Annotated in this window: 22 protein-coding genes; 16 read left to right on the forward strand and 6 right to left on the reverse strand. The window is 72.8% G+C overall.

Annotated elements, in window-relative coordinates:
• Window positions 1-133 precede the first annotated feature (133 nt).
• The 3 genes from DT019_RS25950 to hutI are packed head-to-tail and all read left to right on the forward strand — an operon-like array spanning window position 134 to window position 3,879.
• A complete protein-coding gene (locus DT019_RS25950) occupies window positions 134-1,324 on the forward strand; it encodes an allantoate amidohydrolase (protein ID WP_114039324.1) in 1,191 nt (396 codons plus the stop codon).
• On the forward strand, window positions 1,315-2,652 hold the full coding sequence (locus DT019_RS25955) for a formimidoylglutamate deiminase (protein ID WP_114039325.1): 1,338 nt from the start codon (window positions 1,315-1,317) through the stop codon (window positions 2,650-2,652). The genes DT019_RS25950 and DT019_RS25955 overlap by 10 nt, the downstream gene beginning before the upstream one ends.
• Before the next feature lie 60 nt (window positions 2,653-2,712).
• Entirely contained in the window at window positions 2,713-3,879 is a 1,167-nt protein-coding gene (gene hutI / locus DT019_RS25960) for an imidazolonepropionase (RefSeq protein ID WP_114039326.1), read from the forward strand.
• Between the two features lie 848 nt (window positions 3,880-4,727).
• Here hutI and DT019_RS25965 read toward each other — a convergent pair.
• Window positions 4,728-5,039: a hypothetical protein gene (locus DT019_RS25965; RefSeq protein WP_114039327.1), complete on the reverse strand. Its 312-nt coding sequence runs from the start codon at window positions 5,037-5,039 to the stop codon at window positions 4,728-4,730.
• Between the two features lie 257 nt (window positions 5,040-5,296).
• Here DT019_RS25965 and DT019_RS25970 point away from each other — a divergent pair, with 257 nt between their 5' ends.
• From DT019_RS25970 to DT019_RS25990, 5 genes are all read left to right on the forward strand, one after another.
• Window positions 5,297-6,373: a GNAT family N-acetyltransferase gene (locus DT019_RS25970; RefSeq protein WP_411292735.1), complete on the forward strand. Its 1,077-nt coding sequence runs from the start codon at window positions 5,297-5,299 to the stop codon at window positions 6,371-6,373.
• A gap of 138 nt (window positions 6,374-6,511) precedes the next feature.
• Window positions 6,512-7,765, forward strand: a complete 1,254-nt coding sequence (locus DT019_RS25975) for a glycosyltransferase (protein WP_223279757.1) — start codon at window positions 6,512-6,514, stop codon at window positions 7,763-7,765.
• A complete protein-coding gene (locus DT019_RS25980) occupies window positions 7,762-8,565 on the forward strand; it encodes a polysaccharide deacetylase family protein (protein WP_223279751.1) in 804 nt (267 codons plus the stop codon). Before DT019_RS25975 ends, DT019_RS25980 begins: the two co-directional genes overlap by 4 nt.
• 179 nt (window positions 8,566-8,744) lie before the next feature.
• On the forward strand, window positions 8,745-10,598 hold the full coding sequence (locus DT019_RS25985) for a hypothetical protein (protein ID WP_189389926.1): 1,854 nt from the start codon (window positions 8,745-8,747) through the stop codon (window positions 10,596-10,598).
• 233 nt (window positions 10,599-10,831) lie between these two features.
• The gene (locus DT019_RS25990; RefSeq protein WP_114039330.1) at window positions 10,832-11,242 is read left to right on the forward strand and encodes a hypothetical protein; all 411 of its coding nucleotides are present in this window, start codon (window positions 10,832-10,834) and stop codon (window positions 11,240-11,242) included.
• An 18-nt stretch (window positions 11,243-11,260) separates the two neighbouring features.
• On the opposite strand, the gene DT019_RS25995 is transcribed toward DT019_RS25990, so the two are convergent.
• The 3 genes from DT019_RS25995 to DT019_RS26005 form a co-directional block, all read right to left on the reverse strand.
• Entirely contained in the window at window positions 11,261-13,441 is a 2,181-nt protein-coding gene (locus DT019_RS25995; protein WP_411292732.1) for a lipopolysaccharide biosynthesis protein, read from the reverse strand.
• The gene (locus DT019_RS26000; RefSeq protein WP_114039364.1) at window positions 13,434-14,606 is read right to left on the reverse strand and encodes a DegT/DnrJ/EryC1/StrS family aminotransferase; all 1,173 of its coding nucleotides are present in this window, start codon (window positions 14,604-14,606) and stop codon (window positions 13,434-13,436) included. Before DT019_RS26000 ends, DT019_RS25995 begins: the two co-directional genes overlap by 8 nt.
• A gap of 129 nt (window positions 14,607-14,735) precedes the next feature.
• Window positions 14,736-15,638 (reverse strand): RNA polymerase sigma factor SigF, encoded by a 903-nt coding sequence (locus tag DT019_RS26005; protein ID WP_223279752.1) that lies wholly within the window; start codon window positions 15,636-15,638, stop codon window positions 14,736-14,738.
• Window positions 15,639-15,883: 245 nt separating this feature from the next.
• On the opposite strand from DT019_RS26005, the gene DT019_RS26010 reads away from it, so the two are divergent.
• The 6 genes from DT019_RS26010 (at window position 15,884) to DT019_RS26035 (ending at window position 21,246) form a co-directional block, all read left to right on the forward strand.
• Window positions 15,884-16,252, forward strand: coding sequence for an STAS domain-containing protein (locus tag DT019_RS26010; protein ID WP_114039367.1), 369 nt, complete (start codon window positions 15,884-15,886; stop codon window positions 16,250-16,252).
• 64 nt (window positions 16,253-16,316) lie between these two features.
• Window positions 16,317-16,826 (forward strand): ATP-binding protein, encoded by a 510-nt coding sequence (locus DT019_RS26015; RefSeq protein WP_114039331.1) that lies wholly within the window; start codon window positions 16,317-16,319, stop codon window positions 16,824-16,826.
• A gap of 178 nt (window positions 16,827-17,004) precedes the next feature.
• Window positions 17,005-17,685: a peptidase gene (locus DT019_RS26020; protein ID WP_114039332.1), complete on the forward strand. Its 681-nt coding sequence runs from the start codon at window positions 17,005-17,007 to the stop codon at window positions 17,683-17,685.
• Between the two features lie 53 nt (window positions 17,686-17,738).
• The gene (locus tag DT019_RS26025) at window positions 17,739-18,674 is read left to right on the forward strand and encodes a hypothetical protein (RefSeq protein WP_114039333.1); all 936 of its coding nucleotides are present in this window, start codon (window positions 17,739-17,741) and stop codon (window positions 18,672-18,674) included.
• Window positions 18,671-19,786 (forward strand): hypothetical protein, encoded by a 1,116-nt coding sequence (locus DT019_RS26030; protein WP_114039334.1) that lies wholly within the window; start codon window positions 18,671-18,673, stop codon window positions 19,784-19,786. The genes DT019_RS26025 and DT019_RS26030 overlap by 4 nt, the downstream gene beginning before the upstream one ends.
• Before the next feature lie 14 nt (window positions 19,787-19,800).
• Entirely contained in the window at window positions 19,801-21,246 is a 1,446-nt protein-coding gene (locus DT019_RS26035; RefSeq protein ID WP_114039335.1) for a hypothetical protein, read from the forward strand.
• Between the two features lie 71 nt (window positions 21,247-21,317).
• Here DT019_RS26035 and DT019_RS26040 read toward each other — a convergent pair whose 3' ends face one another.
• The gene (locus tag DT019_RS26040) at window positions 21,318-22,817 is read right to left on the reverse strand and encodes a peptide MFS transporter (RefSeq protein WP_114039336.1); all 1,500 of its coding nucleotides are present in this window, start codon (window positions 22,815-22,817) and stop codon (window positions 21,318-21,320) included.
• Between the two features lie 469 nt (window positions 22,818-23,286).
• On the opposite strand from DT019_RS26040, the gene DT019_RS26045 reads away from it, so the two are divergent.
• Both DT019_RS26045 and DT019_RS26050 read left to right on the forward strand, forming a co-directional pair.
• A complete protein-coding gene (locus tag DT019_RS26045; RefSeq protein WP_114039337.1) occupies window positions 23,287-23,964 on the forward strand; it encodes a response regulator transcription factor in 678 nt (225 codons plus the stop codon).
• 13 nt (window positions 23,965-23,977) lie between these two features.
• Window positions 23,978-25,249 (forward strand): ATP-binding protein, encoded by a 1,272-nt coding sequence (locus DT019_RS26050; protein ID WP_114039338.1) that lies wholly within the window; start codon window positions 23,978-23,980, stop codon window positions 25,247-25,249.
• 24 nt (window positions 25,250-25,273) lie between these two features.
• On the opposite strand, the gene DT019_RS26055 is transcribed toward DT019_RS26050, so the two are convergent.
• Window positions 25,274-25,777 (reverse strand): GtrA family protein, encoded by a 504-nt coding sequence (locus tag DT019_RS26055; protein ID WP_114039339.1) that lies wholly within the window; start codon window positions 25,775-25,777, stop codon window positions 25,274-25,276.
• Between the last annotated feature and the right edge of the window lie 154 nt (window positions 25,778-25,931).

A 25,931-nucleotide genomic window follows, 5' to 3' on the forward strand; every position in this document is an offset into this window, starting at 1 on the left:
GCCCGGGGGCGCAGCCCCCGGCAGCACCCGCCGGGCGGCGCCCGGTCCCCATCCCCCGGAGGCCCGCGGCGGAGCCGCCGAGTGTCGCAGCGGGAAGGGGCGGGGTGGGGAAAACCTCCCCTCCTTCCAGGAGATGTGGCGCGAGCTCGCCCCCATCGGTCGCCACCCCGACACCCACGGCTACCGCCGCCACGCCTGGACCGGAGCCGACCAGGAGTGCCGGGACTGGTTCCGCGCCCAGGCGGAGTCCCGAGGGCTCACCTACGAGCTCGACCGCAACGGCAACCAGTGGGCCTGGGCCGGCGACCCGGAGGCCGGCGACGCCGTGGTCACCGGCTCGCACCTGGACTCCGTCCCGGACGGCGGCGCCTTCGACGGCCCCCTCGGCGTCGTGTCGTCGTTCGCCGCCCTCGACGAACTCCGCCGCAGGGGAGCCGAGTTCACCCGCCCGCTCGCGATCACCAACTTCGGTGACGAGGAAGGCGCCCGCTTCGGCCTGGCCTGCGTGGGCTCGCGGCTCACCGCCGGGCAGCTCACCGTCGAGGCCGCGCACCGCCTGCGCGACCAGGACGGCGTCAGCCTGCCGCAGGCCATGGAGCGGGCCGGGTACGACCCGGACGCCATCGGCCCGGACCCGCGACGCCTCGCCCGCGTCGGCGCGTTCGTGGAGCTCCACGTCGAACAGGGCCGGGCGCTCGACCTGAGCGGGAACGCCGTGGGCATCGCCTCGGCGATCTGGCCGCACGGCCGCTGGCGGTTCGACTTCGCGGGGGAGGCCAACCACGCGGGCACCACCCGCCTGGTGGACCGCCGCGACCCGATGCTGACGTATGCCGAGACCGTCCTGGCGGCCCGCCGCGAGGCCCAACTCGCGGGCGCCGTGGCCACGTTCGGCAAGATCTCCTGCGAGCCCAACGGCGTCAACGCCATCCCCTCGCTCGTGCGCGGCTGGCTGGACTCGCGGGCCGCCGACCAGTCCACCCTGGACACGGTCGTCGCCGCGATCGAGCAGGCCGCCCGGGAGCGGGCCGAGCGCGACGGGGTGGACCTCAGCGTCGTGCGCGAGTCCTTCACGCCCGTCGTGGAGTTCGAGCACGCGCTGCGGGACGAGATCGCCAAGATCCTGGGCGGTGACACCCCGGTCCTCGGGACCGGGGCCGGACACGACGCCGGAATCCTCTCCGGCTCGATCCCGACCGCCATGCTGTTCGTACGCAACCCCACCGGCGTCTCGCACTCACCGGCCGAATTCGCCGGCGAGGACGACTGCGTCGCCGGGGTGCTCGCACTCGCCGACGTACTGGAGGGCCTGGCGTGCAGGTGACGTACTGGCTGGAGCACGCCTGGCTGGACCCCGTGGCCGAGCCGGGCGTGGTCGTGGAGGTGGCCGACGACGGCCGGATCTCCGCCGTCCGCACGGGAGTCGAGGCGCCGCCGCCCGGCGCCGTCGTGCTGCGCGGGTTCACCGTGCCGGGGCTCGCCAACGCCCACTCGCACGCCTTCCACCGGGCTCTGCGCTCCACCGTGCAGGTCGGCTCCGGGACCTTCTGGACCTGGCGCGAGATCATGTACCAGGTCGCCTCCCGGCTCACCCCGGACTCGTACCACGCGCTCGCCCGCGCCGTGTACGCGGAGATGGCGCTGGCCGGGATCACCGCGGTCGGCGAGTTCCACTACCTCCACCACGCCCCGGGCGGCACGCCCTACGACGACCCCAACGCGATGGGCGAGGCGCTGATCGCCGCGGCCGCCGACGCGGGGATCCGGATCACCCTGCTCGACACGGCGTACCTGTCCTCGGGGTTCGGCGCGGCGCCCGACCGGCACCAGCAGCGCTTCTCCGACGGCACGGCCGAGGCCTGGGCGGAGCGCTGCTCGGCCCTCAAGGAGCGGCCGCACGCCAGGATCGGCGCGGCCGTCCACTCCGTACGGGCCGTGCCCGCACGGGAGTTGGGCACGGTCGCGCGATGGGCGCAGGAGCGGCGGGCGCCGCTCCATGTGCACCTGTCCGAGCAGACCGCCGAGAACGACGCCTGCCTGGACGCGTACGGCATGACGCCGACCCGGCTGCTCTCCGAGCACGGGGTGCTCGGGCCGCGCACCACCGGCGTGCACAACACCCACCTCACCGACGGGGACATCGCCCTGCTCGGCACCACGCGGACCGGCACCTGCATGTGCCCCACCACCGAACGCGATCTCGCCGACGGCATCGGCCCCGCGCTCGCCCTCCAGCGGGCGGGCTCCCCGCTCTCGCTGGGCAGCGACAGCCACGCCGTCATCGACATCCTCGAAGAGGCGCGGGCGATGGAGCTCGACGAGCGCCTGCGCACCCGCACCCGGGGCCACTGGACGGCGGCCGCCCTCCTCCGCGCGGCCACGGCCGACGGGCACACGGCGCTCGGCTGGGACGAGGCGGGGCGGATCGAGGCGGGCGCGCTCGCCGACCTCGCCACGATCGCGCTGGACTCCGTCCGTACGGCGGGGGCGGTGCCTCGGCTCGCCGCCGAGACGGCCGTCTTCGCGGCGTCCGCGGCCGATGTGCGGCACGTGGTGGTGGGTGGCCGTCCGATCGTGCGGGACGGCTCCCACACCCTGATGCCCGACGTCCCGTCCGCCCTGTCCAAGGCCCTGACCACCCTGCGCACCTGACCCCTCGGGGCTGCCGGGAACAACCCTGCCAGGGGCGGGGCGGGGGACAGAAAGGAAGTCATGAGCACCACCCTCGTACGGAACATCACCACCCTCGTCACCAACGACCCCGAAAAGGGGGACGGCCCCCTCGGCCTCGTCCACGACGCCGCCCTCGTCGTCGAGGGCGACCGGGTCGCCTGGGTGGGCCGCACGGCCGACGCGCCCCCGACCGACGAGGCCGTCGACGCGCGGGGCCGCGCCGTGATCCCCGGGTTCGTCGACTCCCACAGCCACCTCGTCTTCGCGGGCGACCGGACCCAGGAGTTCAACGCCCGCATGTCCGGCCAGGCGTACGCGGCCGGCGGCATCCGGACGACCGTCGCCGCCACCCGCGCGGCGAGCGACGAGGAACTGGGGGCCAACGTCGCCCGCTACCTCGCCGAGGCGCTGCGGCAGGGCACCACCACCCTGGAGACCAAGTCCGGGTACGGGCTCACCGTCGAGGACGAGGCCCGCGCGCTGCGCATCGCGGCCAGGCACACCGACGAGGTCACCTACCTCGGCGCGCACATCGTGGCCCCCGAGTACGCCGACGACCCCGCGGGGTACGTCGAGCTGGTCACCGGCGCGATGCTCGACGCCTGCGCCCCGCACGCCCGTTGGGTCGACGTCTTCTGCGAGAAGGGCGCCTTCGACGGGGACCAGGCGCGCGCCGTCCTGACCGCGGGCAAGGCCCGGGGGCTGCTGCCGCGCGTCCACGCCAACCAGCTGACGTACGGGCCCGGAGTGCAGCTCGCCGTCGAGCTGGAGGCCGCGTCCGCCGATCACTGCACCCACCTCACCGACGCCGACGTCGACGCGCTCGCCAACAGCGCGACCGTGGCGACCCTGCTGCCGGGCGCCGAGTTCTCGACCCGGGCCCAGTGGCCCAACGCCCGGCGGCTGCTGGACGCCGGAGCCACGGTGGCGCTGTCGACCGACTGCAACCCGGGGTCGTCCTTCACCTCCTCCATGCCGTTCTGCATCGCCCTCGCCGTACGGGACATGAAGATGACGCCCGACGAGGCGCTCTGGTCGGCGACCGCGGGCGGCGCCGCCGCGCTGCGCCGCACCGACATCGGCCGGCTCGCCCCCGGCGCCCGCGCCGACCTGGCGTTCCTGGACGCGCCCTCGCACGTCCACCTCGCCTACCGGCCCGGCGTCCCGCTGGTGAGCGAGGTCTGGCGGGCCGGGCGCAGGGTCTGACCCGGGCTCACGCCGTCGTGGCCCGCCGTTCCCGGCGGGCCACCCAGCCGCGCAGCGACAGCGAGAACGCCCGCGGCCAGGAACCACCCGGAGTTCGGACCGCAGCCCGGCCCGCCCCGACCGCGCCAGGCAGTCCTTGGTCTTCTCGTACGTCATGAGGACGAGCAGCATTCCGGCCGCGGCGCCCAGGACCTTGACGACGGTCCCCGCACCCCAGCGGGTGGTCGCGTCGGCCCACACCACGAGCGTCCCGCCGCCGAGCGCGTAGCCGCCGAGCCGCAACGGGCCGGGTACCCGGACCTCGCGCCGCCGCACCGTGCGCCATCAGCGGGCCAGCGCGTTCTGGCGAGCTGGGAGGGGAACGCCTTCTCCAGGAGCAGCACCATCAGCAGGAACCAGATGGCGAGGGCGCCCGAGCCCGCCAGGTCCTTGAGCGCCCAGGACACCTCTGCGGGCGTCCGCGCTCGGCGACGGCTTCGGCGCGGTGGAAGGGGGCCCGGCCAGTGGCGTGGAAGGGCCGGGCCCCGGCGTGGACCGCGAGGGTGCGGAGCCGACCGCGGCGGCCGTCGCCGCCGTGGTCACCATGCGCGCGGGCGCCGCCGGATCCGGCACCCCGGCGACGAACGGCAGCGCTGCCGCCGTGCACGCCGCCACGCACACACCCCGTTTCCACAGCCTCTTCTCCACAGGCTGTGCCCCCTTGGTCCGCGCGGCCCTCCCCGGACCGCTCCGCCTCCGGTTACCTGTCCTAGGACGCCACGGCTCCGGGGAGAAGGTTCCGCCGCCGGGGCGGCGCACGGGAGCGCGATTGCCCTGTGGATATGCGCCGTGCGCCCCGGGGCTGCGGGTCAGGAACCGGCCAGGCGCTCGATCTCCGCCGTGTCACCCTTCGCGAGCAGCCCGAAGAGTCGCAGCACCTCGTCCTTGGACACGCCGGACAGCTGGCGCGGGGGCGCGTCCGGCTCGTCCAGGTTCTCCCACAGGAGCCAGAGCAGCTCGCCGCTCGGGAAGGCGCTCAGGGACCAGCCGTTCTCGTGGGTCAGGGAGACATCGGGGTGCTCGTCGTCGGCGTCGGCCAGGCCGTCGAGGATCGTGCGCATCGTCGCCTCGTCGGGCTCGGCGACCGAGGTGCCCGACAGGTCGGTCATGAAGTAGCTCATACCGTGCATTAGCTCACGCCGCGCGCCCCACCCGTACGTCCGGGCCCGCCCGCCCCACCCGCCGCCCGGCCCGAAGGCGCCCAGAACGACGACGCCGTACCAACCTTCACCGTACGGTCACAAACTGTGCGGGGGTACCTACCGTCGGGTGAAATCGACCGGTACCGTCCAGGTTCAGCGTGGCTCAGGGGGAGACCGGGGGGTCGAGGGTGAGCAGTCTGCGCGGGAGCGGCGCCGCCGAGGGCGCACGGGGCCGGATACGAGTGGTGCGGCCCGGCGATCTGAGCGCCGGGGAGCTGGAGGTGTGGCGCGAGCTGCGGGCCAAGTCGCAGGCGCCGGAGAATCCTTTCCTGGAGCCGGAGTTCACCCTGGCCGTGGGCCGGGTGCGGCCCTCGTCCCGGGTCGCCGTGGTGCACGACGACGGCGAGCCGGTCGCCTTCTTCCCGTACGAGAGGGGGAGGGTGGGCCGGGGGCGGGCCATCGGGTTCGGGGTGTCGGACTGCCAGGGCATCGTGGCGAGGCCAGAACTCGCCCTGGAGCGCGACGAGTTGATGCGTGCCTGTGGGCTGTCCTCCTGGGAGTTCGACAACCTGGAGGCGGGCCAGGTGCTGTTCGCGGCGGACGCGGCCGCCGAGTACGCCTCCTACGTGATCGACGTGGGGGCCGGTTACGCCGCGTACGAAACGATCCTGCGACGGCGGTCCCCGAAGTTCTTCAGGACCACCACCGCCAAGGAGCGCAGGCTGGGGCGGCAGGCGGGGGAGGTCCGGTTCGTCTTCGACGAGCGGGACCCGGCGGCGCTGGCCCGGCTCATGGAGTGGAAGTCCGCGCAGTACCGCCGCACCGGGCGGCGCGACCGGTTCGCCCAGGAGTGGATCAGCACCCTGGTGCAGCAGCTCGCCCACACCCGCGCGCCCGGCTGCTCGGGGGTGCTCTCCGTCCTGTACGCGGGGGACGAGCCGGTCGCCGCGCACTTCGGGCTGCGCTCGCGCACCGTGCTGGCCTGCTGGTTCCCGGCGTACGACCCGGAGTTCGCCAAGTACTCGCCCGGTCTCGTGCTGCATCTGCGGATGGCCGAGGCGGCGGCGGCCGAGGGCATCGGGATGCTGGACCTCGGGCGGGGCGCCGCCGAGTACAAGGACGCGCTGAAGACCGGCGAGATACCGGTGTACGAGGGGGCGTCGACCCGCCCCGGAGCGGGGGCGGTGCTGCACTGGATCGGCCGGGAGCCCGCCCGCCGGGCGCACGGGTTCGTCCGGGAGCGGCCCAGGCTCGCCGAGTTCGCGCAGCGCGGCCTCAAGCGGGCCGGGCGGTTGCGCGGCGCCGGAAAGTAGCCCCCGACGGGGCACGGCCACCAACGGCCACCAGGGGAGCCGGAGTACGGGGGGAAAACAGTGTCGGAAAGGTCGTCGCACGGATCGCGCGGGCCGGAGGCGCAGGGCCTCGTGAGACCGCAGGGCGTCGGTGGCGGGATCAGCGTGGGGGAGCTGGATCTCGACGGACTGGACGGGGACGTGCTGTCCCTGACACCCGCGCCGGGCGGGCCGCCGGTCGGCCCCGGCGAGGTGTACGTCCTGGTCAGGCTGCGGGGGCGGCCGGTCGGGACGGTGCTCGGACAGGTCAGGCAGGGTGACGACGTGGCCGAGGCGCTGGCCACGGAGGCCCGCAAGCAGCTCACCGGGTTCGTGCCCGAGGAGCGTCTCGCGCCCGCCCCGCGCCCGCCGAGCGCCAGCGTCATTGTCGCCACCCGCGAGCGGGCCGGCCAACTCGCCCGCGCGCTCGACTCGTTGCTGGACCAGGACCACCCCGATTACGAGATCCTCGTCGTCGACAACAACCCCGCCACCGACCAGACCCGCGAACTCGTCGAGGGCCGTTACGCGGCCCTCGGGGTGCGCTACGTCGTGGAACCCGTGCCGGGCCTGGCCGCCGCGCACAACCGGGGCGTCGCGGCCGCGCACGGCGAGATCCTCGCGTTCACCGACGACGACGTGATCGCCGACCGGCGCTGGCTGTCCTGCCTCGCCGCGCCCTTCGCGGACGACCCCCGGCTCGGCTGCGCCACCGGCCTCATCCTGCCCGCCCGCCTCACCACGCCCGCGCAGATCCTGCTCGAAAGCCACGGCGGCTTCACCAAGGGCTTCGCGCCCCGCCACTTCGACCCGCGCCGGCCCCCGGCCGACGAGCCGCTGTTCCCGTTCACGGCCGGCCGGTTCGGCTCCGGCGCCAACATGGCCTTCCGGGCCGGCGTCCTGCGCTCCGTCGGCGGCTTCGACCCGGCGACCGGCACCGGCACCCCGGCCCGGGGCGGCGACGACCTGTACGCCTTCGCCCGGGTCGTCGCCGCGGGCCACCGGCTGAGCTACACGCCCGAGGCGCTGGTGTGGCACCACCACCGCGAGACCTGGCAGGACCTGGAGAACCAGGCGTACGGATACGGCGCCGGGCTCACCGCCTACCTCACCGCGATCATCGTGCGCCGCCCGGCCCTGCTGCCCGCGCTGCTCGCCCGGGTGCCGCGCGGCCTCGCGCACGCGCTCGCCATCAGCGCCCACCGCGACGCGGGCGAGCAGTCGGTGCCCGGCGAGCACGGCTCGCAGAGCTACCCGTGGCCGCGCTCGCTGTCCCGCCTGGAGCGCAGGGGCATGCTGTACGGGCCGCTCGGCTATCTGCGCGCCCGGCGCCGGGTGCGCGGCCACCGGCTGCCCTGGGAGACGGGCAGATGAGCCCCGGCGCGGCCCCCGTCCCGGTGCTGCTCTACCACGCGGTGATGGACGACCCGCCCGGCTGGATCGCCGAATTCACCATCTCGCCAAGGCAGTTCGCGGCCCAGCTCGACGTCATCCGCGCCAGCGGACGTACGCCGGTGACCATCGGGGCGCTCGCCGCCCACCTGGCCGGGCGCGCCCCGCTGCCGCCCCGGCCGGTCGTGCTCACCTTCGACGACGGCTTCGCCGACCTGCCCGGCCGCACCGCCGAGACGCTCGCCGAGCGCGGCCTGCCCGCCACGGCCTACCTCACCACCGGCGCGATCACCCCCGGCGGCCGGAGCCTGCTGCCGCCCGCGCCGATGATGAGGCTCGACCAGGCGAGGGCGCTGGAGGAGCACGGCCTGGAGATCGGCGCGCACACCGTCTCGCACCCCCAGCTCGACACCCTCCGGGCGGGCGCGCTCCAGCGCGAACTCGCCGACTCCAAGGCCGTGTTGGAGGACGCGCTGGGCCATCGCATCGCCCACCTCGCCTACCCGCACGGCTACAACAGCCGCGCCGTGCGCCGGGCCGCGCGGGCCGCGGGGTACGAGACGGCCGTCGCGGTGCGGCACGCGCTCAGCTCGGAGCACGACGAGGCCTACCGCATCGCCCGGCTCATCCTGCGCCGCACCCACACCCTCGCCGATGTCGAGGCGTGGATGCGCGGGGAGGGGGCACGGATCGCCCCGTACAACGACTCGCCGCGAACGGTGGGTTGGCGCTTCTACCGGCGGACCAGGGCCGCCGTGAAAGGGCCGGTCTTCGCCGGGTGACGGCGGATGACGGCGCAGCCACACAAACGCGAAGAGTGTTCCTATACTTCGCTCAAGGGACAGCCAGGGGACAGCGGCGTGACGGCCGCGACCACATCTGTGGGGGGAGTCGCACTGTGCAGCAGCGTGTGCCCACGCCGGTCCAGGGGAGCAAACAGCAGCGTCCCGACGATCCGGCCATGGAACAGACGGCCGACGCGCCGGTCAAGGGCTCCCGGCGCTGGTCGAGACCCGCCGCGCTCCAGCCCCAGACGCTGCTGACCTGGCTCCCGTTGGCGCTGGCCACCGCCTTATGGGTGTACTCGCTGCCGCACATCGACTACCGGCACATGGGCGACTGGGGCCTGCTCGACCAGCTGCCCGCCGCCTTCTACCTCTCCCTCGCCGTCCTCACCGGCGGCTTCGTCGTCAGCCTGCGCCGGGCGGGCACCGCGCCCTGGTGGCCGGGGCTCTACAGCGTCGCCCTGCTCTTCGCCCTGAAGGCGCCGACCGCGATCCTGTACGACTCGGTGCGCTACCCCTGGTCCTCCAAGCACGACGCGGTGGTCAACCACCTCCTGGCCAACCAGGAACTGCGGCCGGGCGTGCCGCTGTCGGGCAACATGGCGGCGTACGACCAGTGGCCCGGCTTCTTCACCCTCAACGCGGGCCTGGTGCGCGCCTTCGGTGTGGACACGGCGGCCGCGTACCTCAACTGGGCCTCGCTCTTCTACGGCGTCGTCCTCATCCCCGTCCTCGTCCTGATCTACCGCACCTTCGCCGAGGACTGGCGGCTCGTGTGGACCGGCGTGTGGATCTTCGAGGTCGCCAACTGGGTCGGCCAGGACTACTTCTCGCCCCAGGGCATGGCGCTGATCCTGGACCTGGCCGTACTGGCCGTGGTCTTCCGGCACTTCGTACGCCCCGGCGCCGCGGGCGAGCTGCGCTCACGAGCCAACCTCGACCCCGCGGCGGCCAGCGTCCCGCCGCCCACCACGGGCCGCCAGCGCGCGGTCTGCGTGGCGATCCTGGCCCCGCTGATCGCCGCCATCAACTTCACCCACCAGCTCACCCCGGTGATGCTGTGCGTCGCCCTGGTCGCCCTCAACCTGACCCGGCGCTACCGCAACCCCGGACTGCTCGTCGTCACGGCCGTGATCATGCTGATCTGGGACGTCACGATGGGCCGCCCGCTGTTCGTGGAGACGCTGGCCTCCCTCAAGGAGTCCGTGGGCAACCTCCTCAACAACTCGCGCGCGGGGTACGCCGGTCAACTCACCGGCCCGGGGCCCGTGTTGCAGGGCCGGGCGGACGTGGTCATGGTCCTGGTGATCGCCGCCCTGGCCGTGGTGGCCGTCGTCCTGCGCCGCAAACTGGTCAAGAGCGCGCTTCCGCTGCTCCTGGTCTCCATCGCGCCGGTGCCGCTGTTCGCCGTCAACGACTACGGCGGCGAAATGCTCTTCCGGGTCTACCTGTTCGGGCTGCCCGGGGCGGCGTTCTTCGCGGCGGCCGCGCTGGTGCCGGCTGCGGCCGGGCAGAGCACCGGGCGGATCCGCCCCGTGGTGCGCCGACGGGTCGCGGCCGTCGCCCTGCCGCTGGTGCTCGTCCTGCTGGTGGCCGGGTTCATCCCCGCGTACTACGGCAAGGAGCGCATGTACTACACGCCGCCCGCCGAGACGGCGATGGTGACCAAGGTCCTCGACAACGCGCCCAAGGGCTCGATGATCCTCGCCGTCACCGGCTCCTTCCCGCAGGCGCTGCACCGCTACGACCAGCTGGAGCACTGGTACGTCGCGGAGCAGGAGGAGCCGCAGAACGCGATCATGCTGCGGGATCCGGTGGGGTATCTGGAGCCCCAACTGCCCAAGGACGGGCGGCCGGTGTACTTCATCCTCACGCGTACGCAGGACGTCTACACGGCGGGGGAGGGGCTGCTTCCCGCGGGGGGCTTCCAGGAGCTGAAGTCGAAGCTTGAGGCTTCGCCGAGGTTCCGGGTGATCGACGGGAACGCGTACGGAACGGTGCTGCGGTATGCCGCCCCGCCGCGCCCTTGACCCCGCGCGGGCCGGCTGCCTGGGGCTCCGCCCCAGACCCCGTACGCGCCTGAACGGCGCTCGTCCTCAATCTCCCCCAAGGCCTTGAGGGCCAGGGGGGACCCCCATGACGGGCTGAGGTTGCCCATGCGGGCCAGCACCGACCCTGCCAGGGGCGCGGGGAACTGCGCGAGAAGCGGGCGCGCAGCGGGATGGACAGTCAGCCAGGACCACCGACCGGGAGGTCGTCGCACATGCGCCTCAACCAGACGCACATCAGAGCCACCGTCGCCCTCTCCGGCTGGCTCGCCCTGGCGGCCACCGCGCTGCCCGCGGCGAGCCCCCTGCGCTGGATCCCCGTGCTGCTCTTCGTCGCGCTGGGGCCCGGCTTCGCGCTGCTCTACCCGCAGCCCGACATGCTGCGGCCCGGCGCCCGCCTGGAGGCGCTCGCGCTCGCGGCGCCGCTCAGCCTGTCGTTCGGGGCGCTCGTGTCCACCTGCCTCTTCCTGGTGCACGGGTTCTCGGCGACCGCGTTCCTGATCTCCCTGGCCGCCTTCTCGACCGTGGCCTGCGTCTTCCCGGGGCTGCCGCTGCCCGCCGCGACCCGGGGCGCGGTCGAGCGCACGAAACGCGGCAAACCTGGCAAACCCGGTCCCGCCCGGTGAACGGGGCGCGCGGCCGCGTCAGGCGGCCCGGTCCCGGTCGCTGAACCAGCGGTGCACCAGCGCTGCCGCCGTGGCCGCGCACAGCCCGGCGAAGACCGGCAGCGCGGCCGCGGCGAACGCGCGCTGGGCCGCCCAGCCCGCGACCGCGAGCACCCATACCACGACCGAGACGATCCGCCAGTGCACCCGCAGCGCGCGCAGGGCCACCGTCGCCAGGGCCAGGCAGAGCAGTTGCAGCACCACCGGCAGCCAGCGCTCGATGCCGTCCCGCGAGGCGAACCCGGCGCTCTCGGCGAGGAACCGGACGAGCGGGGTGTGCCAGGGGCCGGACAGGGCGTCGGGCGGCACCCCGAGGATGACCGGCGCGGTGTGCAGGCCCGCCACCGTCACCCCCAGCCCGGCCACGAGCAGCCCGGGGCGCGGACGGTACAGCGACACCGCCGCACTGCACACGACGATGAGCAGCACCCCCGCGGTCAGGCTCACCGGCGGCAGGTGGGGCAGGAGCCCGGTGCCGTTGAGGTTGCCGCCGGGCACGTCCGCGGCGCGCGACAGCGGCACCCAGAACAGACCGGCCGCGAGGCCGAGCAGCAGCCACAGGACGGTCGTCAGGAGCGACTCGTCGCTCTCGCGGACCGCCGGGTCGGGCAGGGCGCGCAGGTGCAGGGTGGTCGCCGAGCCCTGTTCGGGGTGGGACCCGGGGACGTACACGGGGATGCCGAGCGCGGGGGTGGCGGTGTCCATGCCGCCGCGCAGGTACGCGGTCTGGGTGGCCCAGCGGGTGCCGTACGCGCGGGCCTCCTCGGTGCGGGCCGCCTGGGCGAGCAGGGCCCAACTGGTGCCGTACTCGGCCGACTTGGGGGCGCGCGGGGCGCGGACGGCGGCGCGGCCCGCCAGCGCGGCGCGCAGTCCGGGCACACAGCACAGGGCCATCACGGTCATCGCGCACAGCTGGGCCCAGCCGGCGCCGGAGATGCCGTACACGCCGAGCAGCACCGCGGCGCTGCCGAGGACCAGCGTGCACATCGCGCCCTGGAGGATCGCCAGCATGCCGGTGCGGCCCTGGACGCGCAGGACGCCGATGTACAGCTCGACCGCGACCCGCGGGATCGCGGCGGCGGCCAGCAGTTGGAGGACCAGGGTGCCGTGCTGGGCGTAGTCGTCGCCGAACGGGCGCAGGATCTGGCGCGCGAACAGGAGCAGGAACAGCACCACCGGGATCAGCAGCAGCGCCATCCGGCGCAGCGCTCCGCGCACCCCGTCGGCGAGCTTGTCCGGGCTGTGCGAGGAGTGCGCGGTCAGCGAGGAGGCCATGTTCGTGGCCATGAACTCCATGGTCCCGCCGACCGTGTACGCGATGAAGAAGAACCCGTTCTGGGCAGCCGGGAAGCGGACGGCGACCATCACCGGCAGCAGGTTGATCATGGCGAGCGAGAACAGCGCCCCGACCGAGTCCCCGGCCAGGAAGCGGCCGATCTCGCGCAGTTCGGGCACCGGCCGGTCGCGGTCGGCGGCGGCCTGCGCGGGGATCAGCCTGCGGAAGACCAGCCAGCCCAGCGGCAGGATGGAGAGCACCATCGCGGCGGCCCAGGAGACGAACACGCCGAGGGCGAGCGCCGAGAACACGGCGAGCAGCAGCAGCTTGCCGAGGGAGAACACGGCGTTGCCGACCGGCACCCAGATCGCCTTGCGCAGCCCGGTCAGGACGCCGTCCTGGAGGGTGAGGATCGCCCAGGCCACCGACGACACCGTGAAGACCACCCCGGCGGTGAGCCCGGTCAGTGGCGCGTACGAGGGCCCCCACAGCGGCAGGGTGCACAGGAAGACGACGCAGGCGACCGTTACCACGACGGTGCTTCCCAGGTAGGCGCGCCGCACGAGCATCCCGGTCGAGCGGCCGGCCCGGGGCACGTAGCGGACCACCGCGCCGATCATGGTGGTGGCGGTGATGGAGGCGAGCAGCTTCATCGCGGCGATGGCCGCCGAGCCCTGCCCGACCGCCTCCTCGCTGTAGTAGCGGGCCGCCACCAGCCAGAAGCCGAGGCCGAGCGCGGCCGAGACGGCCGTGGACAGCATCAGGGCGTAGGCGTTGCGGAACATCGAGTCGCCGGCGCCCGCGGGCGGGGAGCCGTCCGTGACGGCCTGGTCGGACGGCACGGCGGCGATGTCCTCGATCTCGGATCTGGCCGTGTCAGACACCGGCGGGGCCGCCCCTCACGGGCCGGACGCCCGCCGCGCGCAGCACCTCGATGGTGCGCTCGGCCTTCAACGGGTCGACGGGCAGGGCGTGTCGGGCGAACCAGCGGGCCGGCCCGGGCGCGGGGGAGGGGTCGGTGAAGGTCTCGCCCGCGTAGTCGTCGAGCGGCGGGTCGTACAGATAGCCCACGGTGATCCGGGCGCGGGCGAGCGCCGCGCGGGCCGCGTCGCGGTCCTCGACGAGCAGCGGCACCCGGAACAGCGGCTGCGCGGGCCCCGCATCCGGCCGCGCCCACTCGGTGGCGAGCAGTTTCTCGGCGCCCCGGCGGTGCGCGTCGAGCACGGCGTCGAGCCCGTGCAGCCTCCGCCGGATGCGGGCGATCCGGCCCCGGCCCGGCGCCGCCCGGTAGTCGTGCATGTCGACCCGCGCCCAGGAGTGGAAGGCGGCCAGGTCGGGCGCGGCCCGAAGGGCGCGGCTCAGTTCGGCGGGGCGCAGCGGCATCCGGATGTCCTCGCGCTCCTGCCGCCCGAGCATCCGCAGCACCGACCGGGCGGCGGGCGCGAGGCGCAGCCCGCGGACGGTCGCCTCGGCGTACGGCCGGGCCCAGTAGGCGAGTTCGGCGCCCGCGCGGACCGGCTCCAGGAGGGCGTCGCGGGACTTGGCGAGCGCCTCGCGCAGACCCGGGTCGGCGAGCGCGAGGAAGCCGCCCGCCTTGGCCGCGGTGTGCTTGGAGAGGCTGAAGACACTGGCCTGGCCGAAGGTGCCGACCGGGCGCCCGGCGACGGTGCTGCCGATGGCGTGGGCCGCGTCCTCGATGAGCGGGATCCCCAACCGGTCGCACCGGGCCGCCAGTTCGGGCGCGGGGTCGGGGTTGCCGTACAGGTTGGTGGTCAGCACGGCGGACAGCCGGGGCCAGAGCGCGTCCGGTACGGCGGCCGGGTCGAGGGAGCCGTCGCGCGGATCGAGCGGCGCCTGCACCGGACGCAGACCGGCCGCGAGCACCACGAAGAGGATGACGTCGTCGTTGACCGGCGACATCAGCACCCGGCCGCCCGGCGGGCACCAGTGTCTGAGGGCGAGGTAGAGGCCCAGCCGGCAGGACGGCACATAGAGGCACTCGCGCCCCAGCCGTTCGCGCATCGGCCGTTCGAGCTCTTCGTACGCCATGAAGTCCCCCCAGACCCCCCGCATCCCCAGCGCTCAATGTGACCCAGTCCACACCGCTTCGTCAACAATGCGGAAGGGCCCGTACCTCGACGGAACGGGCCCTTCCGCATTGACTGACGGAGCGGTGCGTCACTCCTCGACGGTCAGCCCCTTGCGGAGCTTGCGCAAGGTGCGCGAGAGCAGCCGGGAGACGTGCATCTGGGAGATGCCGAGCTCCTCGCCGATCTCGGACTGCGTCATGTTGGCCACGAAGCGCAGCGAGAGGATCTTCCGGTCCCTGGCAGGGAGTTCGGCGATCAGCGGCTTCAGCGACTCGACGTACTCGACGCCTTCGAGATCGTGGTCCTCGTAGCCGATGCGGTCGGTCAGCGCGCCTTCGGAGTCGTCCTCCTCGGGCTGCGCGTCGAGCGAGCTCGCGGTGTACGCGTTGCTCGCCGCCATGCCCTCGACGACTTCTTCCTTGGTGATGCCGAGGCGTTCGGCGAGCTCGCCCACCGTGGCCGAGCGGTCCAGCTGCTGGGCGAGTTCGTCGCCCGCCTTGGCGAGGTCCAGGCGGAGTTCCTGGAGCCTGCGCGGGACCCGCACGGACCAGGAGGTGTCGCGGAAGAAGCGCTTGATCTCGCCGACGATGGTCGGCATCGCGAAGGTGGGGAACTCCACGCCGCGGTCGAACTCGAACCGGTCGATGGCCTTGATCAGGCCGATGGTGCCGACCTGGATGATGTCCTCCATCGGCTCGCTGCGGGAGCGGAAGCGCGATGCGGCGAACTTGACCAGGGCCAGGTTCAGTTCGACGAGCGTGTTGCGTACGTAGGCGTACTCGTGCGTGCCTTCTTCGAGCGCGTCCAGGCGGGCGAAGAGCGTCTTCGACAGCGCCCGCGCGTCGACGGGGCCGACCTCGGTGAAGGGCGGGATCTCGGGAAGACCCTCAAGCCCCTCTGCTGTGTGCGATCGTGCGAGTGGGGGGCGGATGTCCTGCGGGTCCTGCTTGATCGACGTATCCGCTTGCGATTCGTCGAGCCGGGGTGACATGGGTCTCCTCCATCGTTCTCGGCATATGGCTGCCGATGCCCATACGTGTTGTCCGCGGTGTGCGGCGCCTCCGTGGCCGGTCGTGTTGAATAGCTGTCTCTACTACCCCTACCCGCTTTGAGTAGGCTCCCGCAAGGCTTCTTTGTCCCTGTATGTCCGGTTTATTGGGATGTTCGGGTTCCGAATGGTGTAGGGAAGGCGTAGTGTTCTTGGGAAGTTACGACGAATCGGCGAAGAGGGACGGCATGGACCGCGGCACGGTCGGCAGCACGAATCGGGGCCGGCTCCGGGTCGGAGTCCGCACCGCTGGTCGCAGTGAGGTCCTGACACCCGCGGGTGAGCTTGATCACCACACCGCGGATCTGCTCAGGGAACCTCTGGAAGCGGCCATCGAGCAGGGGCGCACACGACTCGTCGTCGACTGCTCGCAGCTGGAGTTCTGCGACTCCACCGGACTGAACGTGCTGCTCGGCGCCCGCCTGAAGGCGGAGGGGCTCGGTGGCGGGGTCCACCTGGTGGCGATGCGGCCCGTCGTGGCGCGCGTATTCGAGATCACGGGGGCGGAGGCTGTCTTCACCGTGCATGATTCGCTCGATACCGCTCTGTGTGACTGACCCCGATTCGTCCGGGCAGGAGAGCAGACTGAAGACATTGGCGAATCGGTGAGGTGAAGCGCTGATGAGCACCACCCGGGAGCAGGCTCCGGGCGACCGTGGGCCCGAGCCCCAGGGAGCCCGGCCCGATGGCGTGCCGTTGGAGTCCGACGGCACGGGCGCCGTCGCGTCCTCGCGCGTTCTCGCGCTGAGCGGCGCGAGCGGCATCGTCCCGATGGCCCGGGACTTCACGCGGCAGGCCCTCTACGACTGGGGCTGGCTGCCGGCGGCGACGGCGGAGGGCCGCGCCGCGTGCGAGGACGTGCTGCTCGTCGTCTCCGAACTGGTCACCAACGCCTGTCTGCACGCCGAGGGTCCCGAAGGGCTGAGGGTCTCGCGCACCGCGAAGGTCCTGCGCCTGGAGGTCAGCGACCTCGGTGCGGGGCAGCCCGCGCCCCGCACCCCGCACCGCGCGGGGCGGCCCGGCGGCCACGGCATGTTCATCGTGCAGCGGCTGTGCCTCGACTGGGGCGTGGTGCGCACACCGGGTGTCACCGGCAAGACGGTCTGGGCGGAACTCGCGGCACCCGCGTAACTCCTGTCCGCGGTTACCGGCGGTTCGGACCGCCGGTCCACCGTCATGCCCGGACCTCGATCCCACCCTGCTCTTTGTCTTCCCTCGACAAGGTCCCCGGCGTACCTTGGCCGCCCGATCTGATGTGCCGTCAGTAACTTGGCGGCCCTCGGTACCACCGGCATAAGGGGAATTCGAGGTGTCGTACCAGAAGAGGACAGCGCTCGCGCTGGCGGCGGCGGTCGCGGGCTCGGTGGTGCTGATCACCGCACCGGCGGCCCAGGCATCCGTCGTGGACGTCAACTACAACTGCCAGACGCCGATCGGCGCGAAGAGCGCGGTCTCGCCCATCGACATCAAGGCCGTCAAGAGCGGCGGTTCCTACAACGTGACCATGTCCTTCCAGAAGGGCGTGTCCTCCAGCCCGGTCGCACTCGGCGCGGGCGCGATGAGCCCCAGCGCGGTGATCAACCTCGGTGGCGCCGACAAGGGGACGCTCTCGGTCAAGGGCCCCGCCAACTCCGCGGAGATCCCCGCCAACTCCCCCATCAAGATCAGCGACTTGTCGGGTACCTACGTACCCAAGGCCAACGGCAAGGTCACCTTCACCGCGGGCGTCCTCACCATCAAGGCGCTCGGCACCACCACGACCTGCACCCCCGGCAACAGCCCCGGTCCCTCGCTCGAACTCGACGTCTCCGGGGCCGGCGGTTCGGGCGGCTCCACCGGCGGCGGTTCCACCGGCGGCGGCGCCCCGGCCGCCCTCCCCAAGACCGGACCCCTCGACTCGGCCGTGGCCCTCGGCACCCTCGGCGGCACGGTCGTCCTGGCCGGCGCGGCCGGAGTGCTGTGGCTGACCCGACGCAACCAGCGGGCCTGACTCCACCCCCGTACGCCCTGACCGGGAACCCCCTCGCACCCGAGGAGCCGCCGATGCGTCCGATCCGCCCGGCCCTGCCGGCCGCGGCCCTGCTGCTGTGCGCGCTCGCGGCGCCCGCCGCCCAGGCCGCCCCGGCGGCGAGCGGGGACTGGACCGCCGCGCCCGCACCCGGCGGCGGGACCCGCCCCAGTGCCGGCGGCAGGCCCTACTTCTACCTGGAGGGCGCCCCCGGCACGGTCCTGGAGGACAAGGTCGCGCTGAGCAACCCGAGCGGCCACCCGCTCACCGTGACCCTGCGCGGAGCCGCCGCCCGCAACGCCGCGGACGGGGCCTTCGCCGTGCGCCGGGAGCCCGACCCCTGGATCGCACTGGCCGCCCCCGAGGTGAGCATTCCGCCGCACACCCGCGCCGACGTGCCGTTCGCGGTCACCGTCCCGGCCGGTGCCCAGCCCGGCGACCACCCCGCGGCCCTGCTCGCCTCGGCGGACGGCCGCGAGGTCGGCGTCCGCGTCCAACTCCGCGTCGCGGGGCCCACGTTGAGCGCCCTGACCGTGGAGGCCGTACGCGTCGACAAGGCCCGCGGCCTCATCCGGTACGCCCTGGTCAACCGCGGCAACACCACCCTGGTCCCGCGTCTCGCGCTGCACGCCGACGGCGTGTTCGGCCGCGCCCTTGACCGCCCGGCCCGCACCCTGCCGCTGGAACTCCTGCCGGGGCAGCGCGTCGAGCTGACCGAGCCCTGGCCGCACCCGCCCGCCCTCGACCGCGTGACCGTCCGCCTCGACGTCGCCGCGGACGGCGGCGCCCGCGCCGACGCCCGGGCGAGCGTCGCCTTCGTGCCGTGGGGCGCGGTCGGCGGGACGGTCCTCGTGCTGCTCGGGTGCGCCGCCGCCCTGCGGCTCGTGCGGCGCAGACGGCCACGGCCCGTGCCGAGCGAGGAACCGCCCGCACCAGCACGTGAGTTGGCGCAGACAGGAGCCCTTCAGTGACGCCACGCCCGAGGGGCGCGACCCTCGCCCTGCTGCTGCTCGGCCTCCTCGGCGCGGTGGCGGCCCCGCTCGCGCACGCCGACGCCGGCCAGCCCGCCCCCGCCGTCGCGCTCTCCCGGCCCGAGGCCGCCAAGGGCGCCGACGTCACCGTCACCGGCACGGGCTGGCGGCCCGGCGCGCTCCTCATGCTGCTCGTCTGCGGACAGTCCTCGCCCGACCGGGGTGTCATCGGCGGCACCAACTCCTGCGCCAACGCCGACGGCCAGGCCGTCACCACCGACGCCAAGGGGGCCTTCAGCAAGGTCCTGCCGGCCGCCCCGCCGCCCAAACCCTGCCCCTGCGTCGTCCACGTGGCCACCGTGCAGGGCGAACAGGCCGTCGTGGACACCGAGTTGAAGATCACCGGGCAGCCGGTGGCGCCGCTGCCCGACCAGAGCGGCGACGGGAAGCTCGCGGTGCTCGCCGAGCCCCGGCTCGACGGCGACAGCTCCGTGCTGACCTGGTTCGGCGCCCCGCCCGCCCGCACCCTGGTCTTCACCGTCGGCAACCTGGGTTCGGCCCCCGTCAAGGACCCCGTCTTCCAACTCGGCACCGCCCACGGCGTGTTCGCGCCGCAGTGGGAGGACCGGCAGTGGAAGGGCACCGTCCAGCCCGGCCAGAAGGCCGAGATCAAGCTGGACTTCGAGCTGTCGGCCGGCGCCCACGGCGACTACCAGGTCTCGCTCCAGTACGCGCACAAGCTGCTCGCCACCGAGCCCTGGGGCGTGGACCGTCCCTGGGGCGTGACCCTCTTCTGGATCCTGCTCTGCCTGGTGGTGCCCGCCGCCGTCTTCCGCATCGGCATGGCCGTGGTCGACCGGCTGCGCCCGCGCGAGAGCGGCCGGGCCCGGCCCGCCCGGCACCGCGGCGTACGGCTGCCCGGCCTCACCCTCCGGCCGCCGAAGCAGGGCCCGGACCCGGCCGGGCGCGAGCGGCCCCCGGCCGCGCCGGAACCCGGCGAGGGCGCCCCGCCCCGCGCCACGGCCGCGCTGCCGTGGTTCACCCCCGACTCCGCACCGTCCGAGAACCACCCCACCCGTTCACGACGTTCCACGACGAAGGGAAATCCGTGACCACGCAACGGAGGATGAGCGCGGCCGGTCTCGCGCTGATGCTCGGCGGCGCGGGGATCATGCTGGCCGCAGGCCCCGCACAAGCAGCCGAAGTCTCGTACGCCACCGAGTGCATACCGCCGTCCATCTCCGGCCTGCCACCGGTCGAGGGAACGACGAAGGTGCAGCTCACCGCCCCCGCCACGGCCAAGGTGGGCGATGTGGTGGACGTCGTCTGGAAGTTCACCCAGGCCGCGTCGAACAACCCCAACGTCCTCGACCTCAACAAGGACGTCGTCCAGCCGACCGGCACCCTGAAGGCCGGCGGCGCGCAGAGCGCCGACATCCCGATGAAGGGCCCGCGGCAGAACCCGCCGATCCCCAAGAACAGCCCGATGATCCTGCCGGACATGACGGCCAAGCTGAAGCTGACCAAGGCGGGCGACGTCACCCTGACGCCCGACGCGTACAACATCAACGTCAACCAGATCATGTCGACGGACACCAAGTGCACGCCGAAGGCGGCGGTCGGGGTTGGCGCCACCATCAAGGTGACGGACGGCGGGGGGACCACCGGCGGCACGACCGGCGGCACCACCTCGGGCTCGACGACCGGCGGCACCACGGGCGCCACCACGTCCGGCGGCAGCACGGCCTCGGGCGGCACGACCGGCGGCTCCGCGTCGGGCGGCACGACGGCGGGCGGCGCCTCCGGCGGGTCCACCACGGGCGGCTCGGCCACCGGCGGCTCCGCCTCCGGCGGGACGACCGGCGGCTCCGCCTCCGGCGGGACGACCGGCGGCAGCGGGGGACAGAGCGACTTCCCCGGCAAGGAAGTGGCGGTCAACTTCGCCTGCCAGTCGCCGGGACCGGCAAGTATCCAGTCCAAGGTGACCATCAACGCCAAGAAGAACGGCGGGAGTTACGACCTCACCGTCAAGACCGCCAAGGGCGTCATGAACAGCCCCGCCGACCTTCCCGCGGGCGCCCTCAAGCCGTCCATGCAGGTCGCCGTCGGCGGCGCCGACAAGGGCTCGGTGGCCGTCACCGGACCCGCCAACCCCGACCCGATCAAGTCGGGGGCGCCGGTGAGCCTCACCGACATGACGGGCACCTACAAGCCGGGCGCCTCCGGCAAGTCCACGCTCAGCCCCGGCGACCTGTCCATCGACGTCACCCTGGGCGGCGCGCCGATCCACATCCCGTGCAAGGTCTCCGGCTTGGCGCCGGTCTCCCTGGAACTGGACACGGCGGCCCAGCCGGGCGGCGCGGCCGGCGGCAGCGGCTCCGCGGGCACCACGGGGGGCACGGCGGGGGCCGGCGGCTCCGCGGGCGCCTCGTCCTCCGGCGGCCTGGCCCAGACCGGCGCGAGCGACACGGGCGCCCTGCGCGCGCTCGGCCTGGTCGCGGGCACCGTGATCCTGCTCGGCGGCGCGATCTTCACCTTCACCCCCTGGAAGCGGCTGCGCGGCACGCGCTGACGCCCCCGGGAAAGCGAAGAGCCGCCGCACCTGCGCGGTGCGGCGGCTCTTTCACGTACGGCGGGGGCGGGTCAGTGCACGCCGCCCATGAGGGGCTTGACCTTCTTGCGGAACATGAAGATCGAGACGCCCGCGACCACGGCGAGCGCGCCCTGGCTGGCGAACCAGTACGTGGAGTCGGTCGGCGCGCCGACCAGCTGGAGCAGCGCGATGACCGAGTCACCGGCCGTGACGGCCAGGAACCAGACACCCATCATCTGCGAGGCGTACTTCTCCGGCGCCAGCTTGGTGGTCAGCGAGAGGCCGACCGGGGAGAGCGTGAGCTCGCCGACGGTCTGGATCAGGTAGACCATGCACAGCCACAGCGGGGTGACCTTGACGTCGCCGGACGCGGCGGCCTGGGCCAGCATCATCACGAAGAACGAGAGGCCGATGAGCGTGAGGCCGAAGGCGAACTTCGACAGAGTGCTCGGCTCCTTGCGCCGCTTGTTCATGTACACCCAGAGCCAGGCGAAGACCGGCGCGAGGGCCATCACGTACAGCGGGTTCAGGGACTGGAACCAGCTGGACGGGAAGTCGAGACCGAACAGGTTGTTGGCGGTCTTGTCCTGCGCGAAGACGCTCAGGGTCGAGCCGGTCTGGTCGTAGATGCCCCAGAAGACGGCAGCGGCGACGAAGAACCAGACGTACGCCGACATCCGCGACTGCGAGACCTCGTCGAGGTCCTTGTCCCGCTTGATGCGCAGCAGGCACCAGGCCGGGATCACGAGGCCCGCGATGGTCAGCGGCCACATGGCCCAGTCCACCGTGAAGTGGCCCGAGACGGCGAGGGCGCCGTAGGCGACGACCGCCACGCCCAGCCACATCAGGACCTTCTTGATGATCGAGGCGCGCTCGGCCTCGGACATCGGGGTGGGAACGACGTCGCTCTCCGCCGACATGTGGCGGGTGCCGAGGAAGAAGAACAGCAGACCCAGCGCCATGCCCACGCCCGCGAGGGCGAAGCCGAAGTGCCAGTTGACCTTCTGGCCGACGGTGCCGATGGTCAGCGGGGCGGCGAAGGCACCGAGGTTGATGCCCATGTAGAAGACCGTGAAGCCACCGTCGCGACGCGGGTCGTTCTTGTCCGGGTACAGGTGGCCGACCATCGTGGAGATGTTGGCCTTGAGGAGACCGGAACCGAGCGCGATGGCCGCGAGACCGATGAAGAACGAGATCTCCACCGGCACGGCCAGCAGGAAGTGGCCGATCATGATGATCGTGCCGCCGATGGCCACGGTCTTGCGGGCGCCCCAGGCGCGGTCGGCGAGCCAGCCGCCCGGCAGGGCGAGCAGGTACACCATCGCGTTGTACACGGAGTAGATCGCGGTGGCCGTGGCCATGTTGAACCCGAGCCCACCCGAGGACGCCGGGGCGACCAGGTAGAGCACGAGCAGGGCCCGCATGCCGTAGAAGCTGTAGCGCTCCCACATCTCCGTCATGAAGAGGTTGGCCAGGCCGCGGGGGTGGCCGAGGAAGGTCTTCTCGGTGCCAGTGGTACTGGCCGAGTCCTTCGTCAGGCTGGACGCCATGGTCGATCCTTGCTTGCTCGGGACGCGCGCTTCGTGAGCGTTGAGTCGCGCCCGGTGGGGGAGGGCCGGCACCGGCATGGGGGCTGTCCCCCCAACGCCTTTGGGGTCCGGCTCCGTGGGGGAGCGCGGTAAGGACAGACCACACCGGGATCCACACCCCGTGCGCTTCTTCGCGCTGGGGCCCGGCCCGTAGGTCATTCACTGATCTCAAGACTGGCTGAGCCCGTCTTGTGCAGAAAAGAGACCCTTGGCGCGCCAAGCAGGCCAAAGGTCCTTGAGTAGTGCTATAGGCGTTGGGACACCATACGTCACGAGTGTGCGCCATATGGAAGGACTTGAGACATGGATCACAGGCATCCCTGGAACCATTGGCCATGATTCGAAGGTGTTAAACAAGATCGCTTCATAGACCCACAGGGTGGGTGGATCACCTGACGCATTGTCGCCGCCGCGGACTACCATCACCTCCATGACCCGTGTACTGCTCGCCGAGGATGACGCCTCCATCTCGGAGCCACTGGCCCGCGCCCTGCGCAGGGAGGGTTACGAGGTCGAGGTCCGCGAGGACGGCCCGACCGCCCTCGACGCCGGACTGCAGGGGGGCGCCGACCTGGTCGTGCTCGACCTGGGGCTTCCCGGCATGGACGGCCTCGAAGTCGCCCGGAGGCTGCGCTCCGAGGGGCACACCGTCCCGATCCTCGTGCTCACCGCCCGCGCCGACGAGGTGGACACCGTCGTCGGCCTGGACGCCGGCGCCGACGACTACGTGACCAAGCCCTTCCGCCTGGCCGAACTGCTCGCGCGGGTCCGGGCGCTGCTGCGGCGCGGCGCCACCGAGCCGGTGGCCCAGCCGGCCACCCACGGCGTGCGGATCGACGTCGAGTCGCACCGCGCCTGGATGGGCGACGAGGAGCTCCAGCTCACCGCCAAGGAGTTCGACCTGCTCAGGGTCCTGGTGCGGGACGCCGGCCGGGTCGTGACCCGTGACCAGCTGATGCGCGAGGTCTGGGACACCACCTGGTGGTCCTCGACCAAGACGCTCGACATGCACATCTCGTGGCTGCGCAAGAAGCTCGGCGACGACGCGGCCAACCCGCGCTACATCGCCACCGTCCGCGGAGTCGGCTTCCGCTTCGAGAAGAGCTAGAGCACCGGGGCACATGCGCCGTCGACTGATCAACTCCACACTCGCGGTCGTTCTCGTGGTGATCGCGGTCTTCGGCGTCTCCCTCGTCATCGTCGAGACACGGACCATCAGCAGCAGCGCCCAGGAGAGCGTGAACTCCGAGGCGCTGCGGCTGGTCTCCGTCGTCGACAGCCGCACCCTGGCGAACGAGACGATCAACGCCCAGGTTCTGAACGAGCAGATCGACCCCAAGCGGTACGCCCGCATCTCCATCCCGGGCCGCCCGGTGATGGAGATCGGCCGCAAGCCCGAGGGCACCGTCATCAAGGGCACCGCCGAGGGCGAGCGCGGCGAGGCCGTCCTGGTCGAGGAGTCCCGCTCCACGGTCACCAAGGAGGTCGGCCGCACCCTGCTGATCATCGGCGCGGTGGCCCTGCTCGCCATCGTCTCCGCGGTGCTCCTGGCCGTACGCCAGGCGAACAAGCTGGCCTCCCCGCTCACCGACCTCGCCGAGACCGCCGAGCGGCTCGGCTCGGGCGACCCGCGCCCGCGGCACAAGCGGTACGGGGTGCCCGAGCTCGACCGGGTCGCCGATGTGCTCGACTCCTCGGCCGACCGGATCGGCCGGATGCTCACCGCCGAGCGCCGGCTCGCCGCGGACGCCTCGCACCAGCTGCGCACGCCGCTGACCGCGCTCTCCATGCGCCTGGAGGAGATCGCCCTCACCGACGACCTCGACACGGTCAAGGAGGAGGCCACGATCGCCCTCACCCAGGTCGAGCGGCTGACCGACGTGGTGGAGCGGCTGCTGACCAACAACCGTGACCCGCGCACCGGTTCGGCCGTGGTCTTCTCGCTCGACGAGGTCGTCAAGCAGCAGCTGGAGGAGTGGCGCCCGGCCTACCGCAGCGCGGGCCGCGCGATCGTGCGCTCGGGCAAGACCGGTCTGAAGGCGGTCGGCACCCCGGGCGCGGTCGCCCAGGTGCTCGCCGCGCTGATCGAGAACTCGCTGATGCACGGCGGCGGCACGGTCGCGGTGCGGACCCGGGTGATCGGCAACCAGGCCGTGGTCGAGGTCACCGACGAGGGCCCCGGAGTGCGTCCCGACCTCGGCGCGCGGATCTTCGAGCGGACCATCAGCGGCCGCAACTCCACCGGCATCGGCCTCGCGGTCGCCCGCGACCTCGCGGAGGCCGACGGCGGCCGGCTGGAGATGCTCCAGCAGCAGCCCGCGGTGTTCGCGCTGTTCCTCAGCCGGGAGGCGCGGGGGCGCCGGGAGCCGGAGCGGACCGAGACGATCCGCTGAACCGGGGCGGTTCAGCGGGGGCGGTCAGCGCTTCGCGGGCGTGACGGGCCGGGGGTCGTCGAGAAACGATTCGGCCGTCTGCACGGCCTCCCGGGCGGGCAGCGCCCGGAACACCCACGTGCGGTACGACCAGAACCGGAACAGCGTGCCGAGGCCGATGCCGAGGAACTTGAAGAAGTTGTTCTGCCACGGGCTGTTCCAGCCGAAGCCGTACGTCGCCGCGTACAGGATGCCGTTCTCGATCACCGCGCCGACCACGCTGAACAGCAGGAACAGTGTGAGCTCGCGGGCCCGGCCGCTCTTCTCGCGGTCGCGGTAGGTGAAGTAGCGGAACCCCACGTAGTTGAAGGCGATCGCGATCGCGGTGGCCAGCAGGCTGGCCCGCACCACCTGGAGCTCGGTCGTGTGCCGCAGCAGGTTGAAGGCGCCCATGTTCACGAGCACCCCGAGACCGCCGACAGCGCCGAACTTGGCGACCTCGCGTACGAGCAGTCGCAGTCGCCCAGGCGACGCGCCCTGTGCACTCATGGTGATCGCCCAGCCCCGTCCGAGTAGGTGTGCTTTTCGTGCCAGTCAACCCGCCCATGCTAACCACCCCCTCGGTGCGACGCCCGTGGGCACTGGCAAAACGGCCCGCACAACCCGGCCCTGCGGGCACCACCGGGGCGCCGGATACCCTGGA

Origin of the sequence: Streptomyces sp. SDr-06, assembly GCF_003324565.1 — a bacterium.
Classification (GTDB): Bacteria; Actinomycetota; Actinomycetes; order Streptomycetales; family Streptomycetaceae; genus Streptomyces.

Bases quoted from the DNA above. Each gene is read 5' to 3' on its own strand.
- DT019_RS25950 (WP_114039324.1), top strand. From the start codon at position 134: ATGTGGCGCGAGCTCGCCCCCATCGGTCGCCACCCCGACACCCACGGC.
- hutI (WP_114039326.1), top strand. From the start codon at position 2,713: ATGAGCACCACCCTCGTACGGAACATCACCACCCTCGTCACCAACGAC.
- DT019_RS25965 (WP_114039327.1), bottom strand. From the start codon at position 5,039: ATGAGCTACTTCATGACCGACCTGTCGGGCACCTCGGTCGCCGAGCCC.
- DT019_RS25980 (WP_223279751.1), top strand. From the start codon at position 7,762: ATGAGCCCCGGCGCGGCCCCCGTCCCGGTGCTGCTCTACCACGCGGTG.
- DT019_RS25985 (WP_189389926.1), top strand. From the start codon at position 8,745: ATGGAACAGACGGCCGACGCGCCGGTCAAGGGCTCCCGGCGCTGGTCG.
- DT019_RS25990 (WP_114039330.1), top strand. From the start codon at position 10,832: ATGCGCCTCAACCAGACGCACATCAGAGCCACCGTCGCCCTCTCCGGC.
- DT019_RS26000 (WP_114039364.1), bottom strand. From the start codon at position 14,606: ATGGCGTACGAAGAGCTCGAACGGCCGATGCGCGAACGGCTGGGGCGC.
- DT019_RS26005 (WP_223279752.1), bottom strand. From the start codon at position 15,638: ATGTCACCCCGGCTCGACGAATCGCAAGCGGATACGTCGATCAAGCAG.
- DT019_RS26010 (WP_114039367.1), top strand. From the start codon at position 15,884: ATGGACCGCGGCACGGTCGGCAGCACGAATCGGGGCCGGCTCCGGGTC.
- DT019_RS26015 (WP_114039331.1), top strand. From the start codon at position 16,317: ATGAGCACCACCCGGGAGCAGGCTCCGGGCGACCGTGGGCCCGAGCCC.
- DT019_RS26025 (WP_114039333.1), top strand. From the start codon at position 17,739: ATGCGTCCGATCCGCCCGGCCCTGCCGGCCGCGGCCCTGCTGCTGTGC.
- DT019_RS26035 (WP_114039335.1), top strand. From the start codon at position 19,801: ATGAGCGCGGCCGGTCTCGCGCTGATGCTCGGCGGCGCGGGGATCATG.
- DT019_RS26040 (WP_114039336.1), bottom strand. From the start codon at position 22,817: ATGGCGTCCAGCCTGACGAAGGACTCGGCCAGTACCACTGGCACCGAG.
- DT019_RS26045 (WP_114039337.1), top strand. From the start codon at position 23,287: ATGACCCGTGTACTGCTCGCCGAGGATGACGCCTCCATCTCGGAGCCA.
- DT019_RS26050 (WP_114039338.1), top strand. From the start codon at position 23,978: ATGCGCCGTCGACTGATCAACTCCACACTCGCGGTCGTTCTCGTGGTG.
- DT019_RS26055 (WP_114039339.1), bottom strand. From the start codon at position 25,777: ATGAGTGCACAGGGCGCGTCGCCTGGGCGACTGCGACTGCTCGTACGC.